16 protein-coding genes are annotated in these 18834 nt (G+C 43.7%); 10 read left to right on the top strand and 6 right to left on the bottom strand.

Annotated elements, in window-relative coordinates; genetic code table 11:
- The first annotated feature begins 1 nt into the window (after position 1).
- Positions 2 to 1252 (top strand): pyridoxal-phosphate-dependent aminotransferase family protein, encoded by a 1251-nt coding sequence (locus ACOSVQ_RS09385; protein WP_491982307.1) that lies wholly within the window; start codon positions 2 to 4, stop codon positions 1250 to 1252.
- A gap of 10 nt (positions 1253 to 1262) precedes the next feature.
- Positions 1263 to 2504, top strand: a complete 1242-nt coding sequence (locus tag ACOSVQ_RS09380; protein ID WP_491982306.1) for an allantoate amidohydrolase — start codon at positions 1263 to 1265, stop codon at positions 2502 to 2504.
- A gap of 69 nt (positions 2505 to 2573) precedes the next feature.
- Here the strand turns inward: ACOSVQ_RS09380 and sbmA are convergent, their stop codons facing one another.
- Positions 2574 to 3845 carry a peptide antibiotic transporter SbmA gene (sbmA, locus tag ACOSVQ_RS09375; protein ID WP_491982304.1) on the bottom strand — a complete coding sequence of 424 codons (1272 nt, stop codon included), beginning with the start codon at positions 3843 to 3845 and terminating at the stop codon, positions 2574 to 2576.
- A 317-nt stretch (positions 3846 to 4162) separates the two neighbouring features.
- Between sbmA and ACOSVQ_RS09370 the strand changes: the two genes are divergently transcribed.
- Positions 4163 to 5161, top strand: a complete 999-nt coding sequence (locus ACOSVQ_RS09370; protein ID WP_102942077.1) for a branched-chain amino acid aminotransferase — start codon at positions 4163 to 4165, stop codon at positions 5159 to 5161.
- A 91-nt stretch (positions 5162 to 5252) separates the two neighbouring features.
- Here the strand turns inward: ACOSVQ_RS09370 and ACOSVQ_RS09365 are convergent, their stop codons facing one another.
- The 3 genes from ACOSVQ_RS09365 to ACOSVQ_RS09355 all read right to left on the bottom strand — a co-directional run bounded on the left by ACOSVQ_RS09365 (position 5253) and on the right by ACOSVQ_RS09355 (position 8305).
- Entirely contained in the window at positions 5253 to 6638 is a 1386-nt protein-coding gene (locus tag ACOSVQ_RS09365) for a TRAP transporter large permease (protein WP_392478155.1), read from the bottom strand.
- Positions 6625 to 7167: a TRAP transporter small permease subunit gene (locus ACOSVQ_RS09360; RefSeq protein ID WP_491982302.1), complete on the bottom strand. Its 543-nt coding sequence runs from the start codon at positions 7165 to 7167 to the stop codon at positions 6625 to 6627. Before ACOSVQ_RS09360 ends, ACOSVQ_RS09365 begins: the two co-directional genes overlap by 14 nt.
- A gap of 67 nt (positions 7168 to 7234) precedes the next feature.
- On the bottom strand, positions 7235 to 8305 hold the full coding sequence (locus ACOSVQ_RS09355) for a TRAP transporter substrate-binding protein (protein ID WP_102942080.1): 1071 nt from the start codon (positions 8303 to 8305) through the stop codon (positions 7235 to 7237).
- A 204-nt stretch (positions 8306 to 8509) separates the two neighbouring features.
- Here ACOSVQ_RS09355 and ACOSVQ_RS09350 point away from each other — a divergent pair, with 204 nt between their 5' ends.
- The 6 genes from ACOSVQ_RS09350 (at position 8510) to ACOSVQ_RS09325 (ending at position 15181) form a co-directional block, all read left to right on the top strand.
- A complete protein-coding gene (locus ACOSVQ_RS09350; RefSeq protein ID WP_102942081.1) occupies positions 8510 to 9895 on the top strand; it encodes a cache domain-containing protein in 1386 nt (461 codons plus the stop codon).
- Positions 9892 to 10521: a response regulator gene (locus ACOSVQ_RS09345; protein WP_102942082.1), complete on the top strand. Its 630-nt coding sequence runs from the start codon at positions 9892 to 9894 to the stop codon at positions 10519 to 10521. The genes ACOSVQ_RS09350 and ACOSVQ_RS09345 overlap by 4 nt, the downstream gene beginning before the upstream one ends.
- Complete coding sequence (locus ACOSVQ_RS09340; protein WP_491982301.1) at positions 10521 to 11465, top strand: LysR family transcriptional regulator; 945 nt, start codon at positions 10521 to 10523, stop codon at positions 11463 to 11465. The genes ACOSVQ_RS09345 and ACOSVQ_RS09340 overlap by 1 nt, the downstream gene beginning before the upstream one ends.
- 106 nt (positions 11466 to 11571) lie before the next feature.
- Positions 11572 to 13155, top strand: coding sequence for an acyl CoA:acetate/3-ketoacid CoA transferase (locus tag ACOSVQ_RS09335; RefSeq protein WP_491982300.1), 1584 nt, complete (start codon positions 11572 to 11574; stop codon positions 13153 to 13155).
- Between the two features lie 63 nt (positions 13156 to 13218).
- The gene (fabG, locus tag ACOSVQ_RS09330; RefSeq protein WP_491982298.1) at positions 13219 to 13953 is read left to right on the top strand and encodes a 3-oxoacyl-ACP reductase FabG; all 735 of its coding nucleotides are present in this window, start codon (positions 13219 to 13221) and stop codon (positions 13951 to 13953) included.
- Between the two features lie 16 nt (positions 13954 to 13969).
- Positions 13970 to 15181 carry an acetyl-CoA C-acetyltransferase gene (locus ACOSVQ_RS09325; protein ID WP_491982296.1) on the top strand — a complete coding sequence of 404 codons (1212 nt, stop codon included), beginning with the start codon at positions 13970 to 13972 and terminating at the stop codon, positions 15179 to 15181.
- 180 nt (positions 15182 to 15361) lie between these two features.
- Here ACOSVQ_RS09325 and ACOSVQ_RS09320 read toward each other — a convergent pair whose 3' ends face one another.
- On the bottom strand, positions 15362 to 16294 hold the full coding sequence (locus ACOSVQ_RS09320) for an alpha/beta hydrolase (protein WP_491982294.1): 933 nt from the start codon (positions 16292 to 16294) through the stop codon (positions 15362 to 15364).
- A gap of 823 nt (positions 16295 to 17117) precedes the next feature.
- Here ACOSVQ_RS09320 and ACOSVQ_RS09315 point away from each other — a divergent pair.
- Positions 17118 to 17462, top strand: a complete 345-nt coding sequence (locus tag ACOSVQ_RS09315; protein WP_102942088.1) for a DUF3316 domain-containing protein — start codon at positions 17118 to 17120, stop codon at positions 17460 to 17462.
- A gap of 183 nt (positions 17463 to 17645) precedes the next feature.
- Here the strand turns inward: ACOSVQ_RS09315 and nlpI are convergent, their stop codons facing one another.
- Positions 17646 to 18581 carry a lipoprotein NlpI gene (gene nlpI, locus ACOSVQ_RS09310; RefSeq protein WP_491982293.1) on the bottom strand — a complete coding sequence of 312 codons (936 nt, stop codon included), beginning with the start codon at positions 18579 to 18581 and terminating at the stop codon, positions 17646 to 17648.
- Between the last annotated feature and the right edge of the window lie 253 nt (positions 18582 to 18834).

The following is an 18834-nucleotide window of genomic DNA, read 5'->3' as shown; positions in this document are numbered from 1 at the left end:
AATGACAGCCCATAATGAATTGCATTCAACTGGCAACTTATTTGAAACGCTTAACCCGCCACAACGTCTGCTTATGGGGCCTGGGCCAATCAATGCGTATCCACGCGTACATCAAGCGATTTCGCAATCCCTGATTGGTCAGTACGACCCTGTAATGACAGGTTATATGAACCAAGTTCAGTCGCTGTATCGCGGTGTGTTTTTTACTAATAACCAACAAACTATGCTGGTGGATGGTACGGCTCGTTCAGGAATTGAAGCGGTATTAGTTTCGGTTCTTCAGCCGGGTGACAAAGTGTTGGTTCCAGTCATTGGTCGATTTGGTCATCTGCTTTGTGAAATAGCGCAACGTGTAGGTGCAGTCGTTAAAACGATTGATATTGAATGGGGTGAAGTATGTCCTGCTGAAAAAGTTGAGCAGGCGATTAAATCCTTCAATCCAAAATTGGTGGCGACGGTACAGGGTGACACATCCACGACCATGAATCAGCCATTGCAAGAAATCGGCGAGGTTTGTCAGCGTCACGGTGTACTTTTCTACTGTGATGCTACCGCTTCAATTGCGGGTAACGATCTTAAGGTGGATGAATGGCACTTAGATGCGGTATCAGCAGGTTTGCAAAAATGTCTTGGCGGACCTTCTGGTTCTGCGCCAATTACCTTAAGTGACCGTTGCGCGGCACTGATTAATCGTCGCAAACATGTTGAAGCCGGTATTCGCGCCGATCACCACACTCAAGGTGAGGATGCGATGATTCAATCGAACTATTTCGATTTAGCGATGATCATGGATTATTGGGGACCAGAGCGCCTGAACCACCATACAGAGGCGACCAGCATGCTTTATGCCGCTCGTGAATGTGCGCGAATCTTCCTTGAAGAAGGTCCAGAAAAGGTTATCGCGCGTCATAAGCAAGCCGGTGATGCAATGGCAGCTGGATTACGTGCGATGGGGCTTGAGTTATTTGGTAATCAAGCTTACAAGATGAACAACGTAGTTGGTGTCTACATTCCTGCGAATGTGAATGGTGATGCTGTTCGATTAGAGCTTCTAAACCGTTTTGGTATCGAAATCGGCACTTCATTTGGACCGCTACATGGCAAGATCTGGCGTATTGGCACTATGGGCTATAACGCTCGTCAAGAGTGCGTGCTTTCTACTTTGGCCGCTTTAGAATCGATGCTGATCAAGCACAAAGCGAAAATAGACCCAGGTCAAGCTGTTGCTGCGGCAATGGAATTTTATCAATAGTGGGAGTGTTATGACTGTTTTTATTGAGATGGACACACAAAGTCGCGCGATGCGACTGATGGAGCAATCTGATGTTCTTGCTTCATTTAGTGAGAGTGAAACGGGCTTAACACGGGCGTATTTAACACCACAACATCGTGCTGCGCATGATCAATTAGCATTATGGATGCAGCAAGCGGGCTTAGAAACTTGGCAAGACAGTGTGGGCAATCAGTGGGGCAGAAAAGTCTCGCCAAATCCAACTAAGCCAACGCTGATTTTGGGCTCTCATAGCGATACGGTGGTGAATGCGGGTAAATATGACGGTAACTTAGGTGTCTTGCTCGCCATTGAAACACTGGCAGCTCTGCGTGAAGAAACCTTTCCATTTCACATCGATGTTGTCGCCTTTGCTGACGAAGAAGGCACACGGTTTAACACCACGTTAATCGGTTCGAGTTCGGTTGCTGGCTGCTTCAACTCGAATTGGTTACAAGTGGCTGACGCTAACGGTGTCACTATGGCTCAAGCGATGCGAGAGTTTGGACTTGATCCTGAGAAAGCGGGCAGTGATGCACGTAAAGCGCAGGATGTTCAGGCTTACTTAGAAGCGCATATTGAGCAAGGTCCCGTGCTTGAAGCAGAAAATCTAGCGGTGGGTGTGGTAACGGGTATTGCGGGTGCAAAACGTTTTCAATGTGAAGTGACAGGTATGGCTGGTCACGCTGGAACAGTGCCAGTGCGCCTACGTCAAGATGCGATGAGCGGTGCTGCCGAGATGATTTTGGCAATTGAGAAACTGGCTAAAGATCAAGGCGTGGTCGCTACCGTGGGCAAATGCGAAATCATTTCCGGTGCAGTAAACGTGATTGCGGGCAAAGTGAAGTTTACGATTGATATTCGTAGCGCTTCGCAGTCCGCGTTAGAAACCGCAACTTATGAAATGTTAGAGCAACTGAAGCATATCGCTCAACAGCGCAAGCTTACTTTTGACTGTGAAAACATCTACAAAGCGAAAGCCGTTCAATGCAGCAATAAGCTGCAACAAAAATGGGCGAATGTAGTTGAGAAAGTCACCAACTCATCGGCTCGTTATTTGCCAAGTGGTGCAGGGCATGACGCCATGGTGATGGCGGAACTGACAGATACAGGAATGTTGTTTATTCGTTGCGAAAAGGGCATCAGTCATAACCCTAGAGAGCAGGTTCTGACGTCCGATGTTGAGATTGGTTTGGCGTGTTTTATTGAGATGATTCGAAGCTTTAACGCTTGATGAGATCTGCTTTTAGAAACTTCGTAAGATTAAATAAAGAACCCCACAATCGTGGGGTTCTTTATCGTTTTAGTTCAGCTCTTCTGCTTCAACAAGGTTGGCTGTTTTCTCTTCATAGGCATGCTCAAACGCTTTAAGACGTTTGTAGATAGACAGCAGTTCAACAATCGTAGTCCAAGAGTTGACTAAGTATTGGAATGAGTTTTCAACTTGGTTGAACGCGTTCATGATTCGTTGCATCACGCCAAGCGTAAACGCACCAGCAACAATCGATGGTGCAAGCGCAATAAACGGGATAAATGCCCCGAACTGCAAGTAGCCATAGCGAACCACGTTGAAATACACATAGTGCATGTACAGTTTGAAGTAGTTCTGACGAACATTACCAAACAGTTCTTCTAATGTGAGTGGATGTGCGCGGTCTTCGTAGTCTTCACCGTAAACCAGTTCTTTACGATACGCCGCTTCAACTTTCTGGTTGTTAAACTCTAGACCCGGTAGTTTGATACCTGCAAAAGCAAGCAGCACTGTACCAAAAATCGACCAAATGATAGCAACGAACACTAAGGCTTGTGGCACTTCGCCAACGAACGGTAGCGTTGTGACATAGCCCGATAATCCCCAAAGAATTGGCAGGAAGGCGATCAGTGTCATTACTGAGTTAAGCAAGCGAACGCCTAAGCTTTCCATGATGCTTGCAAAACGCATGGTGTCTTCTTGAATACGTTGAGCAGCACCTTCAATGTGACGAACATGTTCCCATCTTGCGGTGTAGTGTTCTGTCATTGCTGTGCGCCAACGGAACACAAAATGGCTGACGAAGAAGGCGTTACCCACTGCTACCATAATGGCGATCATCAGCAGTACCATCACTGTTGAAAGCTCAGAGTAAAACTCTGCGAGGGTAATGCTGTTAGGTGCTGTCAGTGCTTTTTGGATCAAGTTATAAAAATCACCGTACCACTCATTAAGCATTACACTGACTTCTACTTGGAACCAAGTAATAAACACAATTAAGCCAGAGCCAAGTACCGACCATTTTGCCCATTTCTGTCCACCGAGTATCATCCAACCGCCAATGAAAAGGGCGTAACACACCGTCATAAACTGATACAGCCAAGCATTCACGGCAGTTTCTGTTGCTGATTGAAACTCAGCAGTTACCGCTTCGCTTGCACCTTCAACCAGAGCCGCAGGATAATCAACGCCGAAGATGTGAGCCAAACTGAGGTAGGGGCCGAGATCTTCAATGACGGTATACCAGCCGATAACACAAACGAGTGCCCAAAGAACAAAGCTCAAGAAAAACAATTTGGGTTTTGGGAAAAAAGAACTAAACACGGCATCTTCCTTTTGATGACAAAACGCTACACCCACTTTCAGAATTTGAGTAAGGGTATCTTTAATTTCAGTATATTACTGACCGCATAAAATACGATTAGTTTTATACACATCCTAATTAAAACCATTTTAGACGTGGCTTGGTTTGTAAAAAAACTATTAATTAGTGTTAATGAGTATTTAATCCAACAAACCTCTTTTCTTACGGGTTCAACTTGTTTTAGTATCAGAACACTAAGTATTGGACATGCATCTCACATCGCCAGCCCAGACTTAACGGACTTATCTTTAGTAGTAATTTATTTGTAGGAAAAAATATGGCGGCTTTTGGTACTGTATTTATGCCTAAGATGGCATTAGCAACATTCGAAAATAATCAATGGTCAGACGCTGAAATCGTAGCTTCTGACAGCATCTCGCTTCATCCGGGTGCTCACGTCTTGCATTATTCAAGTACGTGTTTTGAAGGTTTAAAAGCTTTCCGTCACGAAGATGGTAGCGTGCACGTCTTTCGAATGGACCAAAACGTCAACCGTTTCGCACAAAGCAGCAAACTACTTTCTCTACCAGAAGTGAATAAAGAACAACTTTCAAAGATGATCGTTGATGTTGTTGCTGAGTTCGCTTCAGAAGTACCTGCGCCTCCGGGTTCTATGTACATTCGCCCAACTCACATTGGTACTGAAGCGGCTGTTGGTAAAGCAGCAGCTCCATCTCTATCATCTATGATGTATGTACTGCTTTCTCCAGTGGGTGACTACTTTGCTGGTGGTGCAAGTGCGCTGCGTCTTCTGCTTGATGAAACAGGTCAACGTTGCGCGCCACACATGGGTATGATTAAGAGTGGTGGTAACTACGCAAGTGCTCTTTCTCCGACACTAGAAGCAAAAGCAAAATACAAAGCTGACCAAGTTCTGTTCTGTCCAAACGGCTACATTACAGAAACAGGTGCTGCAAACTTCCTGTTGGTTGATGGCAACGAAATCATTACTAAAGCATTGGATTCAAGCTTCCTACACGGTGTAACTCGCTCAAGTATTCTGACGATTGCTAAAGATCTAGGTATGACAGTAAGCGAACGTGAAGTGTCTGTAGAAGAACTTCTAGAGCGAGCTGCGAAACCGGGTGTAGAAGCAATGCTTTCTGGCACAGCTGCGGTTCTAACGTCAGTAGGTACATTTATCCACAACGGCGAAGATGTGAAAGTAGGCAGCGGTGAAGTTGGTCCTATTGCTCAGAAACTTCGTCAAGCACTGAACGATATTCAGTGGGGTAAAGCACCAGATACACACAACTGGCTAACTAAGATTGCTTAATTCAATCATGTAGTTAGTTAGAAAAGACAACAAAAAAAGCCAGCGATGACCGCTGGCTTTTTCTTTATCGATTTCAATCTATTAGGAGCTATTATCCATAAGCCACACTTGGGAACCACAGTACCAGTTGTGGCCAAGCGACGAGACAAACCAGAGCAAATAGTTGAATCAAAATGAAAGGTACTACGCCTCGGTAGATATCTTTCAGGGTTACGCCTTCAGGGCAAACACCTTTGAGATAAAACAGCGCAAATCCCACTGGTGGTGTTAAGAAGCTGGTTTGAAGCGCCATGGCCACCAACATCACAAACCAAACCAATGACGGATCATCAACCACGCCGTGACCGTCCAGTTCGAAACCCAAACTTTTTACTACTGGTGCTAGTAATGGCAGCGCAATTAAGGTGATTTCAATCCAGTCTAGGAAGAAACCTAGGAAGAACACAATCATCAAAATAAACGCAATAATGCCGTACGGACCAAATGGTAATCCTCTGAGGAAACTCTCAATCAGTTCGTCGCCACCCAACTCGCGCAGAACGAGTGCGAAGCAAGATGCACCTAGGAAAATCATAAAGATGTAGGCCGTCGTACCGTAGGAAGCTAACACCACTTCTTTAACAACTTTCAGATTGAGTTTCTTGTTGTACACAGCAAGTAAAGTTGCACCTAGTGCACCAATGCCAGAAGCTTCGGTCGGTGTTGCGATACCAGCGAAGATTGAACCCAGCACAACAAAGATCAGTATTACCGTTGGTGTGATGTCTTTGAACACTTGCAGAATTAGACGCCATTCAACCGGTTGAATGTCTTCTGGGATCGGTGCCTTTACTGGATTCATCTTACCGACGAACAAAATGTAGAGGATATAGAACAGACCTAACAATAACCCCGGAATAACTGCACCCATGAAAAGGTCACCCACAGACAGTCCGAGCTGGTCAGCCATGATGACCAACATAATTGAAGGTGGAAGAAGTATTCCCAAAGTGCCAGCGGATGCCACTGTGCCTAGTGCCAGAGGTAGGTGGTAGCCTTGGCGCATCATGGTAGGAAGTGACATCACCGCGAGAAGCACAACCGACGCACCAATGATGCCTGTTGAAGCGGCGAGAATAATGCCTATCGCCATTACCGTGACCGCAAGTCCACCATGAACTTTACCAAATAGTGCTTGCATGGATGCCATCAGTTTTTCGGCAATTCCCGATTTATCAAGCATGTTGCCCATAAAGATAAACATTGGAAGCGCGACCAAAATCCAGTTATCCATGATTTTGTAAATGCGGTTTACCACTAAGCCAAGGCTGGTGAAGTTTAATCCGGTAAATGTGTCGAGATAAATATCCGCGAGGTACCCGACACCCGCAAAGAATACGCCAATACCACCTAAAACATAGGCTACAGGAATCCCAGTAAATAGAAGTAGGATAAACGAGCCGAACATCGCGATTACAATCCACTCATTTGGTTCCATGGCTATTTCCTTTGTAAATGATTTCTAAATTGCGCAGCACTTTTGCCAGCATTGAAAGCAGCAACAGTGAGAAACTGATTGGAATAACACTTTTGATTAACCAGCGATAAGGCAAACCAGAAGGGGAAGCCGAGCTTTCATTCACTCGCCAAGACTCATAGGTGAAGTCGTAGGAATGGATGATCACTACAATCACAAACGGTGCTGCCAGAAGCAGCAGACCTAGCAAGTCAATAATTGCTTTTTTGCGTTCACTAAACTTGTGGTAAAAAAGGTCGACTCGCACATGCATATCGCTTATTTGCGCGTACGCGGTGCCGAACATAACGGCTGTCGCATACAAATGCCATTGCAATTCTTCCAATGTGATCTGCCCGTTAGAAAAGACTTTGCGCAAAATAACTTGAAGAACGATAACACCGATAAGAAATACGTTAGTCCAAGCCAGAATTTTACTCGCTGACTGAACGACTCTTTCGATGTGGTAGTAAACAGGAATAGGTGGGGTTGAGCATAACACCTTACTCATTGCTTTCTCCTTGCCTGATTAGGGCTGGATGTACAAATCCAGCCCATATTTCCGATGTATGTAAGGATTACTCTAGAGTTGCGCGAGGTAGGAAACCGTTCGCTTGCCACAATGCATATCCCTGACGGAATGTGCTTAGGTCAGTCCATACTTTATCGAAGAAAGGATCTTCAGATTTTTTCTCTTCAACCACTTCTAGCCAAGTTTTCTTGAACAAATCCAACATCTCTTTGCTCCAGTAGCGAATTTCTACGCCATTTTGTTTCGCTTTTTCCATCGCGGTAAACTGAATTGCTTCACCTTCTGCAATCGAATAAGTCATCGATGCCATACACGTGGTTTCGATAGCGTCATGTTGGGTTTGGCTCATTTCGTTCCAAGTATCTTTGTTGATCAATAGTTCAAAGATGGTGGATTGTTGGTGCCAACCTGGGAAGTAGTTGTATTTTGCTACTTTGTGGAAGCCTAAGCGTTCATCGATAGCTGGTTGAGAGAACTCAGAGGCATCGATTGCACCTTTCTCAAGTGCGCCAAAGATTTCGCCACCCGGCAGTTGCACCGTGCCTGCGCCCAGTTTCTCCATAACTGATGCGCCCAAGCCGAAGAAACGCATGTTCAGACCTTTTAAATCTTCTGGTTTGTCGATTGGTTTTCTAAACCAACCAGAAGATTCAGGAGAGATGATTGCGCATGGCAGAACTTTTACGTTGTAGCCACCTTGGTCATACATTTCTTGATATAGCTTCAAGCCATTGCCGAAGTACATCCAAGCCATGTATTCACCCGCTTCTGGTCCAAAAGGAACCGCAGAAAACAGCGCGGAAGCCGGTAGTTTGCCTTGCCAGTAGCCAGCGGTTGAATAGCCAGAGTTTACTTTGCCGGTAGAAACCGCATCTAAAATTTCAGCAGGGTTAACCAGTTTACCCGGCTCATAAATTTTCATTTTGACTGTGCCACCAGACGTTTGACCGATGTGGTCTGCGTACCATTGAATTGGCGTACCCAATGCAGGTAAGTGGCTGCCAAAAGCAATCGGAGTTTTCAGAAGGATTTTTTTGTCTTCAGCATGTGCACTAAGTGAAAGTCCAACTGACGTTAAAGCAATGGCAGTTGCAATGGCAGCTTTTTTCAAATTCATAACATAGTCCTTGTTTGGTTTTTATGTGCTAATAAATGTGAACATTTCGTATTTAACGATGTTAATTTAATGTTACATTTGAGCTGAGTATAAGCAGGGGTAAACGGATGCTCTATTGGTGAAATTGCGCAAATTGAGTGAGTAGTTTGGGCAGTTTTTGATACAGGGAATCCGTAAAACTACGTATAAGAATTGGAAGCAAATATGGGCTTTGTCAGGAACAGAAAGCTAACCGTTAACATCATTTTACTGTCGATTGTTCCCTTGATTATTGTGGTGGCGATTGTCGCTGCGATTCTTTTTAGCCAAGCAAAACAATTAGTTGAAGATCAAGTTCAGCTCACTAGAAACAATATTCTGGCTGCCAAAAAACAAGAGTTGCAGCAGTACGTAGAAATGGCAGTAAAAAGTATCATGCCTTACTACCATGATGAGTCGTTAAGTGATGAACACGCCAAGCAGATTGTTGCCGAAAAATTGAGCCAGTTAACATATGGCGTTGATGGTTACTTCTTTGTTTATAACTGGAAAGGTGATGCCATAGTACTGCCTTATCAGCCAGAACGTATTGGCGTTAACTGGTGGGAAGTTGAGGATGTAAAAGGCAAAAAGCTGCTGCAAGAGTTGATTCGCGTGGGCAGGGCGGGCGGCGGTTTTGTCGATTATTTATGGCACAAACCCTCAACAAAAGAGCCGCTTCCCAAGCTCAGTTACGCTATCTCGCTGGATAAATGGCAGTGGATGGTGGGAACTGGTGTCTATCTGGATGATATCGAGCGTCAAGTCTCTCATATGCAAAACGGCTACGACCAAAATGTAGGTAGAACCAGCAGCGCGCTGTTCTTTGTCATGTTGATATCCATCTCTGTTATTGCCGCTTTAGGCGCTTCCTTAAACTTGAACATACGCCGCTTGGCGAATGAACAACTCAGTGTTTTGAACCAGCAGATCATCGACTCTCAGGAAAATGAACGTCAGCGAGTATCCCGTGAGCTGCATGACGGTGTAAATCAGCTTTTAGTCGCAGCAAAATATCGTTTGGACAACGTCGGGAAAGAGTTGCATCAAGAACAACAAGTGAGAGAGCTAGACGCCAGCAAGCGAGTAATGGAACAAGCAATTGTTGAACTACGTAGGATCTCCCGAGATTTAAGACCACCTCAGTTGGATGACTTGGGATTGGTTGCAGGTATTGAAGCCTATATTAACGACATGCGTCAACGTACCGAATTGGAGTTGGTGTTTGAACACGACATTGATGGTGTAGAGATGGTTCAAGAGGTTGAAACAACCTTATATCGCGTGATTCAGGAAGCAGTGCACAACGTCGAAAAACATGCTCAGGCTCAGGGCGTTGACATCATTATGCAGCGAGAAGGGCAACTACTGATTTTAACGGTGAGCGATGATGGAATCGGTATCGCACCGACCATAGCAAAACCGGGGAAACGTAATAAACCAAATTTGGAACATATGGGGTTACAGAATATGAAGGATCGTATTCACGCCATTGGCGGAACGTTCGCCGTATCAAGCATACCGGGCGAAGGTACGGAAATTCGCGTCAGCTTAAATATGGAGTTTGTATGATTAAGTTGGTACTTGCTGATGATCATCGCTTAATGCAGGACGGTTTGAAATCTCGTTTAGAGAGGGAAGACAATCTTGAGATTCTGTCTTGTGTCGGTACGGGTGCTGATGCACTCAAAGCGACACTTACACTCAAACCGGATGTGCTTTTGCTGGACATTAATATGCCCAACATGAACGGCATTGAGATGCTTGAAAAGCTTTCCCAATCTAAGTCAGAAACCGCAGTGATTATGCTGTCGATGCACGACAGTAAAGACTATGTGGTTCGCTCGGTAAAAGCGGGAGCAAAGGGCTATGTGTTGAAAGATGTGGGTTCTGAAGAGTTGGTGATGGCGATTAATCAGGTAGCTCAGGGGCGTTCTTATCTTTGCCCTCAAGCATCTGACCGTTTGCTTGAACAAATCAACGATAAACCAGAACCGAAAGACGATGAACTCTCCAAACGCGAGTTTGATGTTCTCAAACTTATTGTCAATGGAGCAGGAAACAAAGAGATAGCTGACACGCTACACATCAGTGTGAGAACCGTTGAAACACATCGATTGAGAATAAAGAAAAAGCTTGGTGCTACCTCTACCGCTGCGCTGGTTAAACTTGCGTTAGATAAAGGGTTGGTAAGCTGATGACAGGGAAATTGCTCTCCAGCCGCCAGCCTATCTTAGATAAGATTGTCTTTTTCTGTGCGGTGCTGAGAACGGGCTCATTTCGCGAAGCGGCTCTTCAACAAGGGCTATCTCCTGCTGCGGGAAGCCGCTGGGTGAAAGAGCTCGAAGAGGCAATGTCCGTTGAACTTATCAAAAGAAGCACACGACAATTGGTGGCGACTCAGGCAGGGCAGCTTCTTTACGAACGCTTCTCTCCGCTGCTGCCGGACATCAATAATCTGTGTGAAGAGGTTCAGAACCTTGCGGCTGAGCAGCAAGGTGAAATCAAGATATCTTCAACGCCTCTGTTTGCTCGCCAGTACCTAACGAAAATCGTGGCTGAATACATGGAAATGCATCCTCAAGTGCATTTTCGAATCTTTATTGAAGCGGGAGATTTTGATTCTCTCACTATCGATTTTGCATTCAGAGCCACAGCCAATTATGACGGCGACATCTCTCCTGATTCTTTGATTGTGCGAAAGCGCGTTCTTACGGAGCCACTTTATCTCTGCGCTTCAAAACACTATTTGCAGGAACATGGTGTGCCTGAAACCCCTGAGTTTTTAACACAGCATCGTTGCCTGTACGCGAGAACTCTATTGGGAGGAAATCGCTGGAGCTTTGAACTGAATGGCAAGCAAGAATTCGTGACCATTCAGGACACACTAGAATGTGATAACAGTGAAATGCTACTCGATTTCGCGATGGAACACGCGGGAATTGCTTATCTACCTCATTCACTGGTGCACAAGTGCATCGAAAGTGGCGACTTGATTCAGATCTTGCCCGATTATCGTTGCGCCAGCTTTGATATTGACCTTTTGTATCGTCCTCGTTCGCCGATGCCCGAACGTTGTGCTCGCTTCAAACAGTACTTGTTAGATCGAGTGAGTGCTATGCGTAGCGAAGGGATGTTCTAGCACGGATGATTGTTGCAAATTCGAAATTCACAATCTCTATATGTGCAATTATCAAACAGACTCTCTGCGTCTAACCTGAAATTCATCAAATCAAGGAAGGTGAATTGTGGTTAAACAACTTACAGCAGAGCAAGCAGCGCAATGGATTGAAAACGGGCAGTCAGTCATGCTCGGAGGCTTCATTGGCAGTGTAGTACCTGAAGCCATCGAACGTGCGATTGGCGAACGGTTTCAACAGTCAGGTTTGCCCAAAGATCTCACTCTGGTTTTCGCTGCCGGTCAGGGCGATGGTAAATCACGAGCCATTAACCATCTGGCGCAGCAAGGTTTGGTGAAAAGAGCCATTGGTGGACACTGGGGACTTGTACCTAAGCTGCAACAGCTGGTGGTTGATAATCTGATCGAAGGTTACAACCTGCCTCAAGGCGTGATTTCTCATTTGTTGCGTGATAGCGCGTCAGGCAAGCCTGGTTTGTTTACTAAAGTTGGATTAGGCACTTTCGTCGACCCACGTATTGAAGGTGGAAAGCTCAATTCCATTACGTCACAAGACTGGGTTCGAGTGACAGAAATTGATGGTGAAGAGTATCTGTTTTACAAAAAGCTTCCTATTGATGTGGCGATTTTGCGTGGCACAACCGCCGATGAAAACGGCAATATCACTATGGAAGATGAGTGTCTGATTGTTGAAAGCCTCGCCGCGGCGCAGGCTGCAACCAACAACAATGGCAAAGTGATCGTTCAGGTTAAGCAAATCGTACCCGCAGGTACTCTAGACCCACATCTGGTCAAAATTCCGGGCATATTCGTTGATGCGGTTGTGGTGTGTGAAGACTTAAGCGAGCACATGCAGACTTTTGCGACCCAAATGAATCCTGAGTTTATCGGACGTGGCAACAAATCATCTCACAACAACATTAACGCCTCGATTGTTGAACCGACGGTTGAAGCTGTCATCGACGCGAAAACCATAATTGCTCGACGTGCAGCGTTGGAACTCAAAGCGAACTCAGTACTCAATCTTGGCATTGGCGCACCTGAATATATTGCGAAAGTCGCTCAGCATGCGGGCATTCTGGATAAATTCACTCTGACGGTGGAACCGGGCGCCGTGGGTGGTTCTCCAGCTAGTGGATTAGATTTTGGTGCTTCCGCATTTCCTGACGCCATTATCGGACAAGATCAAATGTTCGACTTCTATGATGGTGGTGGTGTCGATCAAGCCTTTTTGGGGCTTGCTCAATGTGATGCCAAAGGTGACATCAATGTTTCCCGATTCGGCACCAAAATCGCCGGATGTGGCGGATTTATTAACATCACTCAAAACGCCAAAGAGGTGTATTTCTGTGGCACTTTCACCGCCAAAGGTTTGGATATTCAGGTGGAAGGTGGGCAACTGCAAATCACTACTGAAGGTAGCCAAAGTAAGTTCATCTCCAAAGTCGAGCAAATCACCTTCAGTGCCTATCAGGCATTAAAAGCGAATAAGCCAGTGCTTTACATCACTGAAAGGGCGGTATTTCGAATGGTAGCGCAAGGAATAGAGCTGATAGAAGTTGCTCCGGGTATTGATGTTGAGCGCGACATACTCCATCACATGGCGTTTAAGCCTTTGATTAGCCCTGAGTTAACAACAATGGATAGCGCCATTTTCCAACCCCAATTTTCTATAAATCTGCACTCTGACTAGATATCAGAAGTGGATTAAAACCCTACAGTTAAATAAAAAAGATAAAACAAAAGGTCAGCAAATATGTTTCAAAACAAGATATGTATTGTCACAGGTTCCGCACAAGGAATCGGTAAAGCAGTGGTTGAGCGTTTTTATTCTCAAGGCGCTGAAATGGTCTATGCATTGGACATGAATGATAAGGCGCTGATGGAAGCTTATTCCCATATTGAGCGAGTCGTACCTGTCACTATCAATATCTGCGACAGAGCTGCGATTGCAGAGCTTGTCGCCAGTATTCAAGCGCAATTCGGACGAGTGGATGTACTTGTTAACAACGCCGGTGTCACGCGTGATGCTCTGATCGATAAGATGACGGAAGCAGACTGGGATTTAGTCATTGATGTCAATTTGAAGGGTGTGTTTAACGTTACCCAAGCGGTTGCCCCTTTAATGATGGAAAACAACTATGGCTCTATCGTAACTATGTCTTCTGTTGTTGGTACTGATGGCAACATTGGTCAAAGCAATTACGCAGCAACTAAAGGTGGCGTGATTGCAATGAGCAAAAGCTGGGCGAAAGAGTTTTCACGCAAAGGTGCGCAAGTGAGATCAAACTGTGTTGCTCCTGGCTTTATCGAAACACCAATGACGGCGGATCTTCCTGAAAAAGTTCTCAACATGATGAAAGAGAAAACACCGTTAGGGCGCATGGGAACCACCGAGGATATCGCCAATGGCGTAGAGTTTTTGGCAAGTGATAAGTCGAGTTTTATTACCGGACAAGTACTAAAAATTGACGGTGGATTGGTGCTCTAATTGGGGAAATAAAACTATGGCTAACAAAGTTTATATTGTTGCAGCGAAACGCACCGCAATCGGCACTTTTATGGGTAGTTTGTCGCCACTATCAGCGGTAGAACTCGGCAGCGCCACAATCAAAGCTGCATTGGAACAATCGGGTATTCAACCAAAAATGGTGGATGAAGTGATTGCGGCAAATGTGCTCAGTGCTGGGCAAGGACAGGGGGTAGGACGACAAGCAGCAATGCACGCAGGTATCCCCGCCGAAACACCGGCATACACACTCAATATGATTTGTGGCAGCGGAATGAAGTCCATTTTGAATGCAGTGAACGCTATTCGATCTGGCGATGCAGAGATTGTCGTCGCTACAGGAATGGAGAGCATGAGTAATGCGCCGTTTGTCATGAATGGCAACCTCCGTTCAGGTAATAAAATGGGCGACTTCTCTGTCACCGATACCATTTTAAAAGATGGATTAACGGATGCGTTCAGCGGCATTCATATGGGCATTACAGCCGAAAACATTGCTAAGCAGTTTTCTATTAGTCGCGAAGATCAGGATAAGTTTGCTTTAGCCAGCCAACATAAAGCGGAAGCTGCAATTAAAGCAGGGCGCTTTAACCAAGAGATAGTCCCGCTAGAAATCAATACTCGTAAAGGTTCTGTCATGGTAGAAACTGACGAACATCCTCGCTTTGGCGCGACGCTTGAAGCGCTTTCTCAGCTTCGCCCTGCATTTGAAAAAGAAGGAACAGTGACCGCAGGTAATGCTTCAGGTATCAATGACGGTGCGTTTGCACTTGTGATTGCTAATGAGAATGCAGTCAAACAGCATGGCTTGAAACCGTTAGTGGAAGTGGTATCGACAGGACAGGGTGGTGTCGCTCCAGAAGTTATGGGTTTAGGTCCAGTTCCAGCGATTAAACAGGCGTTAACTCGCGCCAAATTGAACCTTTCAGATATCGATAAGGTAGAACTCAACGAAGCTTTCGCAGCGCAAGCAATTGGTGTGATGAAGATCCTTTCAGAGCAGCACCATCTGGACCAATCTTGGTTTGATGAACACGTAAATGTGAATGGCGGTGCTATTGCACTGGGGCATCCTATTGGCGCATCTGGTGGACGTATCGTCACAAGTTTGATCTATGAAATGCTACGTTCCCAATCTCAGTTTGGGCTTGCTTCTTTGTGTATTGGTGGCGGTATGGGAACGGCATTGGTGTTGTCTCGTTATCATTAAGCGTTAGTTACCTTCTCATAAAGCTCCGGTTCGGAGCTTTATGACTTTATATAAATCAGTATTTTTCTTATACAATCTACGTGCTCACTCAGGGCTTAAATTTTTGTACTTGGTTATTCCGTTCTTGTAGTTCAGTTCAATGTACACACTGCTGAGACCGTTGAAATGATGAGTCTGGTATTAATCGTATGTAGCCCTAATGTCTTCGGAAATACGACGCAAGCAACGTTTGGCACTCTCACTTACGCCCGACAACTGATGAAAACCATGAATCACACCTAAGTATCTTTCACAATATGCCTCAACTCCGGAATCCAACAACTGCTTATACAGTTGTTCACCTTCATCCCGCAATGGGTCGAATTCTGCGGTGATGATATGCGTAGGCGGTAATCCTTTTAACTCGGCGCACGCTAAAGGATGGAGATCTGGATTGGTGTTGATTGAACCTTTATCCATTTCACCCGTGTACATAGAGAAACCAGAAAGCAGCATGTTCGCTGTGATGATGTAGTCAGTACCGTTTTGAACATAGCTATGTGACTTGCCGAAAGGATCAAGCATCGGGTAAAGCAAAATTTGTTTCTTCGGTAGCCATTTTTGATTTTGCTTTAAGCGTAAAGTCGTGGTTAATGCTAATTGTCCACCAGCACTATCACCAACAAAGACGATGTTACTGGTATTGCCTCCGTACTGAGTTGCTAACTCTTTTATCGCCAGTACTGCATTGTAAACATCATCGTGTGCAACTGGATAAACGTTTTCAGGCGCTAAACGATATTGAATACAAATTACGATACTGTTTGACAATTTGGCTATCTGTCTGAGTTGTTGTTCGTGTGTTTTGAATCCACCACTGATAAAACAACCTCCATGAAAATAGATGGTAATCGGCAATCCTTCATCGTTGCTCGGTTTGTAAACTTTCAAAGTGATACCGTTGAGTTGATCGACGAACTCGTCAAACATCTCAGGGCTGCTACCCGATAGAATCGTACTGGAAAGGTAGCCAGCTCTTCGATTTTCAATGTCATATACAGAGAGGCAAGGTCTTCCGTCTGCTATAAACGTTTCAACAAGCTCTCTTATTCCTACTTCTATTTGATTTATCATCTAAGCCACCAACTTTTTAAAATGTTAGGCTTCAATAGTGTACTAGTACTGTTTTTTTGTACAGTTATAATGTCGAAAGATAAAACTCACAAACTGAATCTTGCTGGAATCAACAAGTATCAATACAGGCAGACCTTTGCAGAGCGGCGGATTGAAGTGATAACAAGCTTACTTGAACCTTCCTGTAGTAAAAATTAATTTTAAATCAATTGCCTATAGTTAAACTTCTAACCTCGGCTATGTAGAAAAGTAGCTGTTCTTGTCGACGGCTACTTATATGTTATTCAGTTATTAGCAGTAACATACAGTGGCGATGAAAATGACAGAACTTTAAGAATGAATTTTGAATATAAATTACTTGTTGATTATTAAAGAATATTTATTTAATTCAGAAATGTAATAAATATTAGTTTGATGATTTTATGCAACCATATAATAATAAAAGGAAATTTATTTATGGATGTATGTGTCTGTTTGTTATATGTTTCTCATCTTGTCTAATGGCGTGTTTATATATTTTTATATATAACTTCATGTTTATCAATTGTTTTATTTTTCATTATAATAATAGGTAATATGATATATGAATGAATTAATTATCAATTTACTTCGTTTTACGAAAAATTACATTTGTTAAACTTGATCTAAATCATTTTACTACTAAAGTATAGGTGTATGACCAACAATACCTTGGCTTACATTTGCCATAGGAATTTATTTATATAATCTGTAAGTTGCTAAATTTCTTGGTAATGGGAAGGTAAAGCAAGTACCAATACTACTTACGATACTTTCATTGGTTAGTTCATTGTAAGGAAATATTATGAAAGCGTTAATCACCTTAGCATGTTCTATGCTAGTTGCGTTTACCGCTACAGCAGGACCCCGTGAAACTATTCATAGAGATGCAACTCTGTATTCCGATGCGTTTGCTTCCAAACAAGAAGCAATTGATGCTGGCTTCAACATGTATGAGGCTCTAGAAACCGCCAGCGACAGCGATTTACGATGGAAACTAAACACAACCGGAGATACAGTAATTGGCGGCACTATGGTTGTTGAAAGTGCACAAGTCAAAATAGAGGAGTTCCCGGCAAGCAGAGATACTATGCAGTATCGTGCGATTGTAGAAGTCGATTACAACTACAAAGCAATTTCAGATAATTAATTAAACTTAAATCTCAGCTCTGTTTAATACAGTGAATATATAGTCATTATCTATATCGAGAAGTACATTATAGTGAACGCATACTTAGTTGATTGCTATGCTGAAATAAAAGGTGATTATTGATAATCACCTTTTCAGTATTTGTTGTCTATATTTTTATCGACTTATATTAACAGTAAACTCTTAACGGTAAACAAATTTGTCTTGCTTGCCATTTTTACTAGCAGATTTAAACTTATCAGAAATTCTGTCCAACTCTAATAAAGCATAACTGTGTTCACTAAAGTTGAATACATTTAAGGATAAAGCAAGTTTATAAACGCATAGCGCTCTTTTAATATCACCATTAGCCATATAATTCTTACCTAAATAAAAGTAAGCTTCGGTGAATTTTTGTGCCATTATGGTATTGTTTGCTGTGCTGTTGACAATATAATTTGAGACATCTTCTTCACTTACCTCATTTAATATAATGCCTACTAACATCCATTCCCATTGGTCTGTTTTGTTTTCATAAGTTGATTTTAGTCGGGTAAGAGCGGCATTTTTATCTAACTCAGATTCAATGATATAGAGCCACAATGCGCTGAAAGGGTCACTTGGATTACTTTCGTAATAAGTTCTCATGTCTTCTAACGCGAGATCTGGTCTTTTACCATAGTACTGAGCAACAGCTCGGTTAAAGACGGCGCTTAAATTTGAAGGGTCAAGTTCGATGGTTGAATCGAATGCTTGATAGGCCGTATCAAACTTACCGATTTGCGTGTAGTACATACCAAGTAAGTTATATACATCGGCTTGTCTTGGATTAATTTCTAATGATTTAAAATAATCCATTCTGGCTAGGTCTCTTAGGCCCATACTGTCGTAAGAACGACCACGATCTAGGTATATCTGGGCTCTATCTGCAGCCTTAACTTTGTCTCCTGACAGGAGTTGGGTTAGCTCTGCAATATTGTTTTCTGCCAATGTATTCGGCTGTAAAGGGACTGCCATTGCAGGATAGCTCTCTTGCTGGGCAGTGCTTGCTGTATTAACAGGTGTATCGACTGAACTGACAGGATTACACCCAGAAATAGCAACAATACTTACACACAAAAAGCCGAACTGTTTAAACATAAATCTACTCCTTTTTACTTCCGCATACCCGATGGAAGTAACGTCGGCACCTTTATAGCACAAAAAGCGACCAATTAGTCAACTGTTGAGTGTTTAATCATTAGTGCAGTCACAGTTCCTGAGTTTCTGAACCTAAAAGGGTATCTAACAATATGAAATTAAAAGAAATGTTGTAACTGTTTGATATGGCTTGATATTGTGCAGATTGCGAAAAACGTGGAGGAAATTCATTGTCGTTAGAAGAATCGTTTAG

Source organism: Vibrio sp. HM8-C, from assembly GCF_058630515.1.
This window is presented reverse-complemented; position numbering and strand designations above follow the sequence as displayed.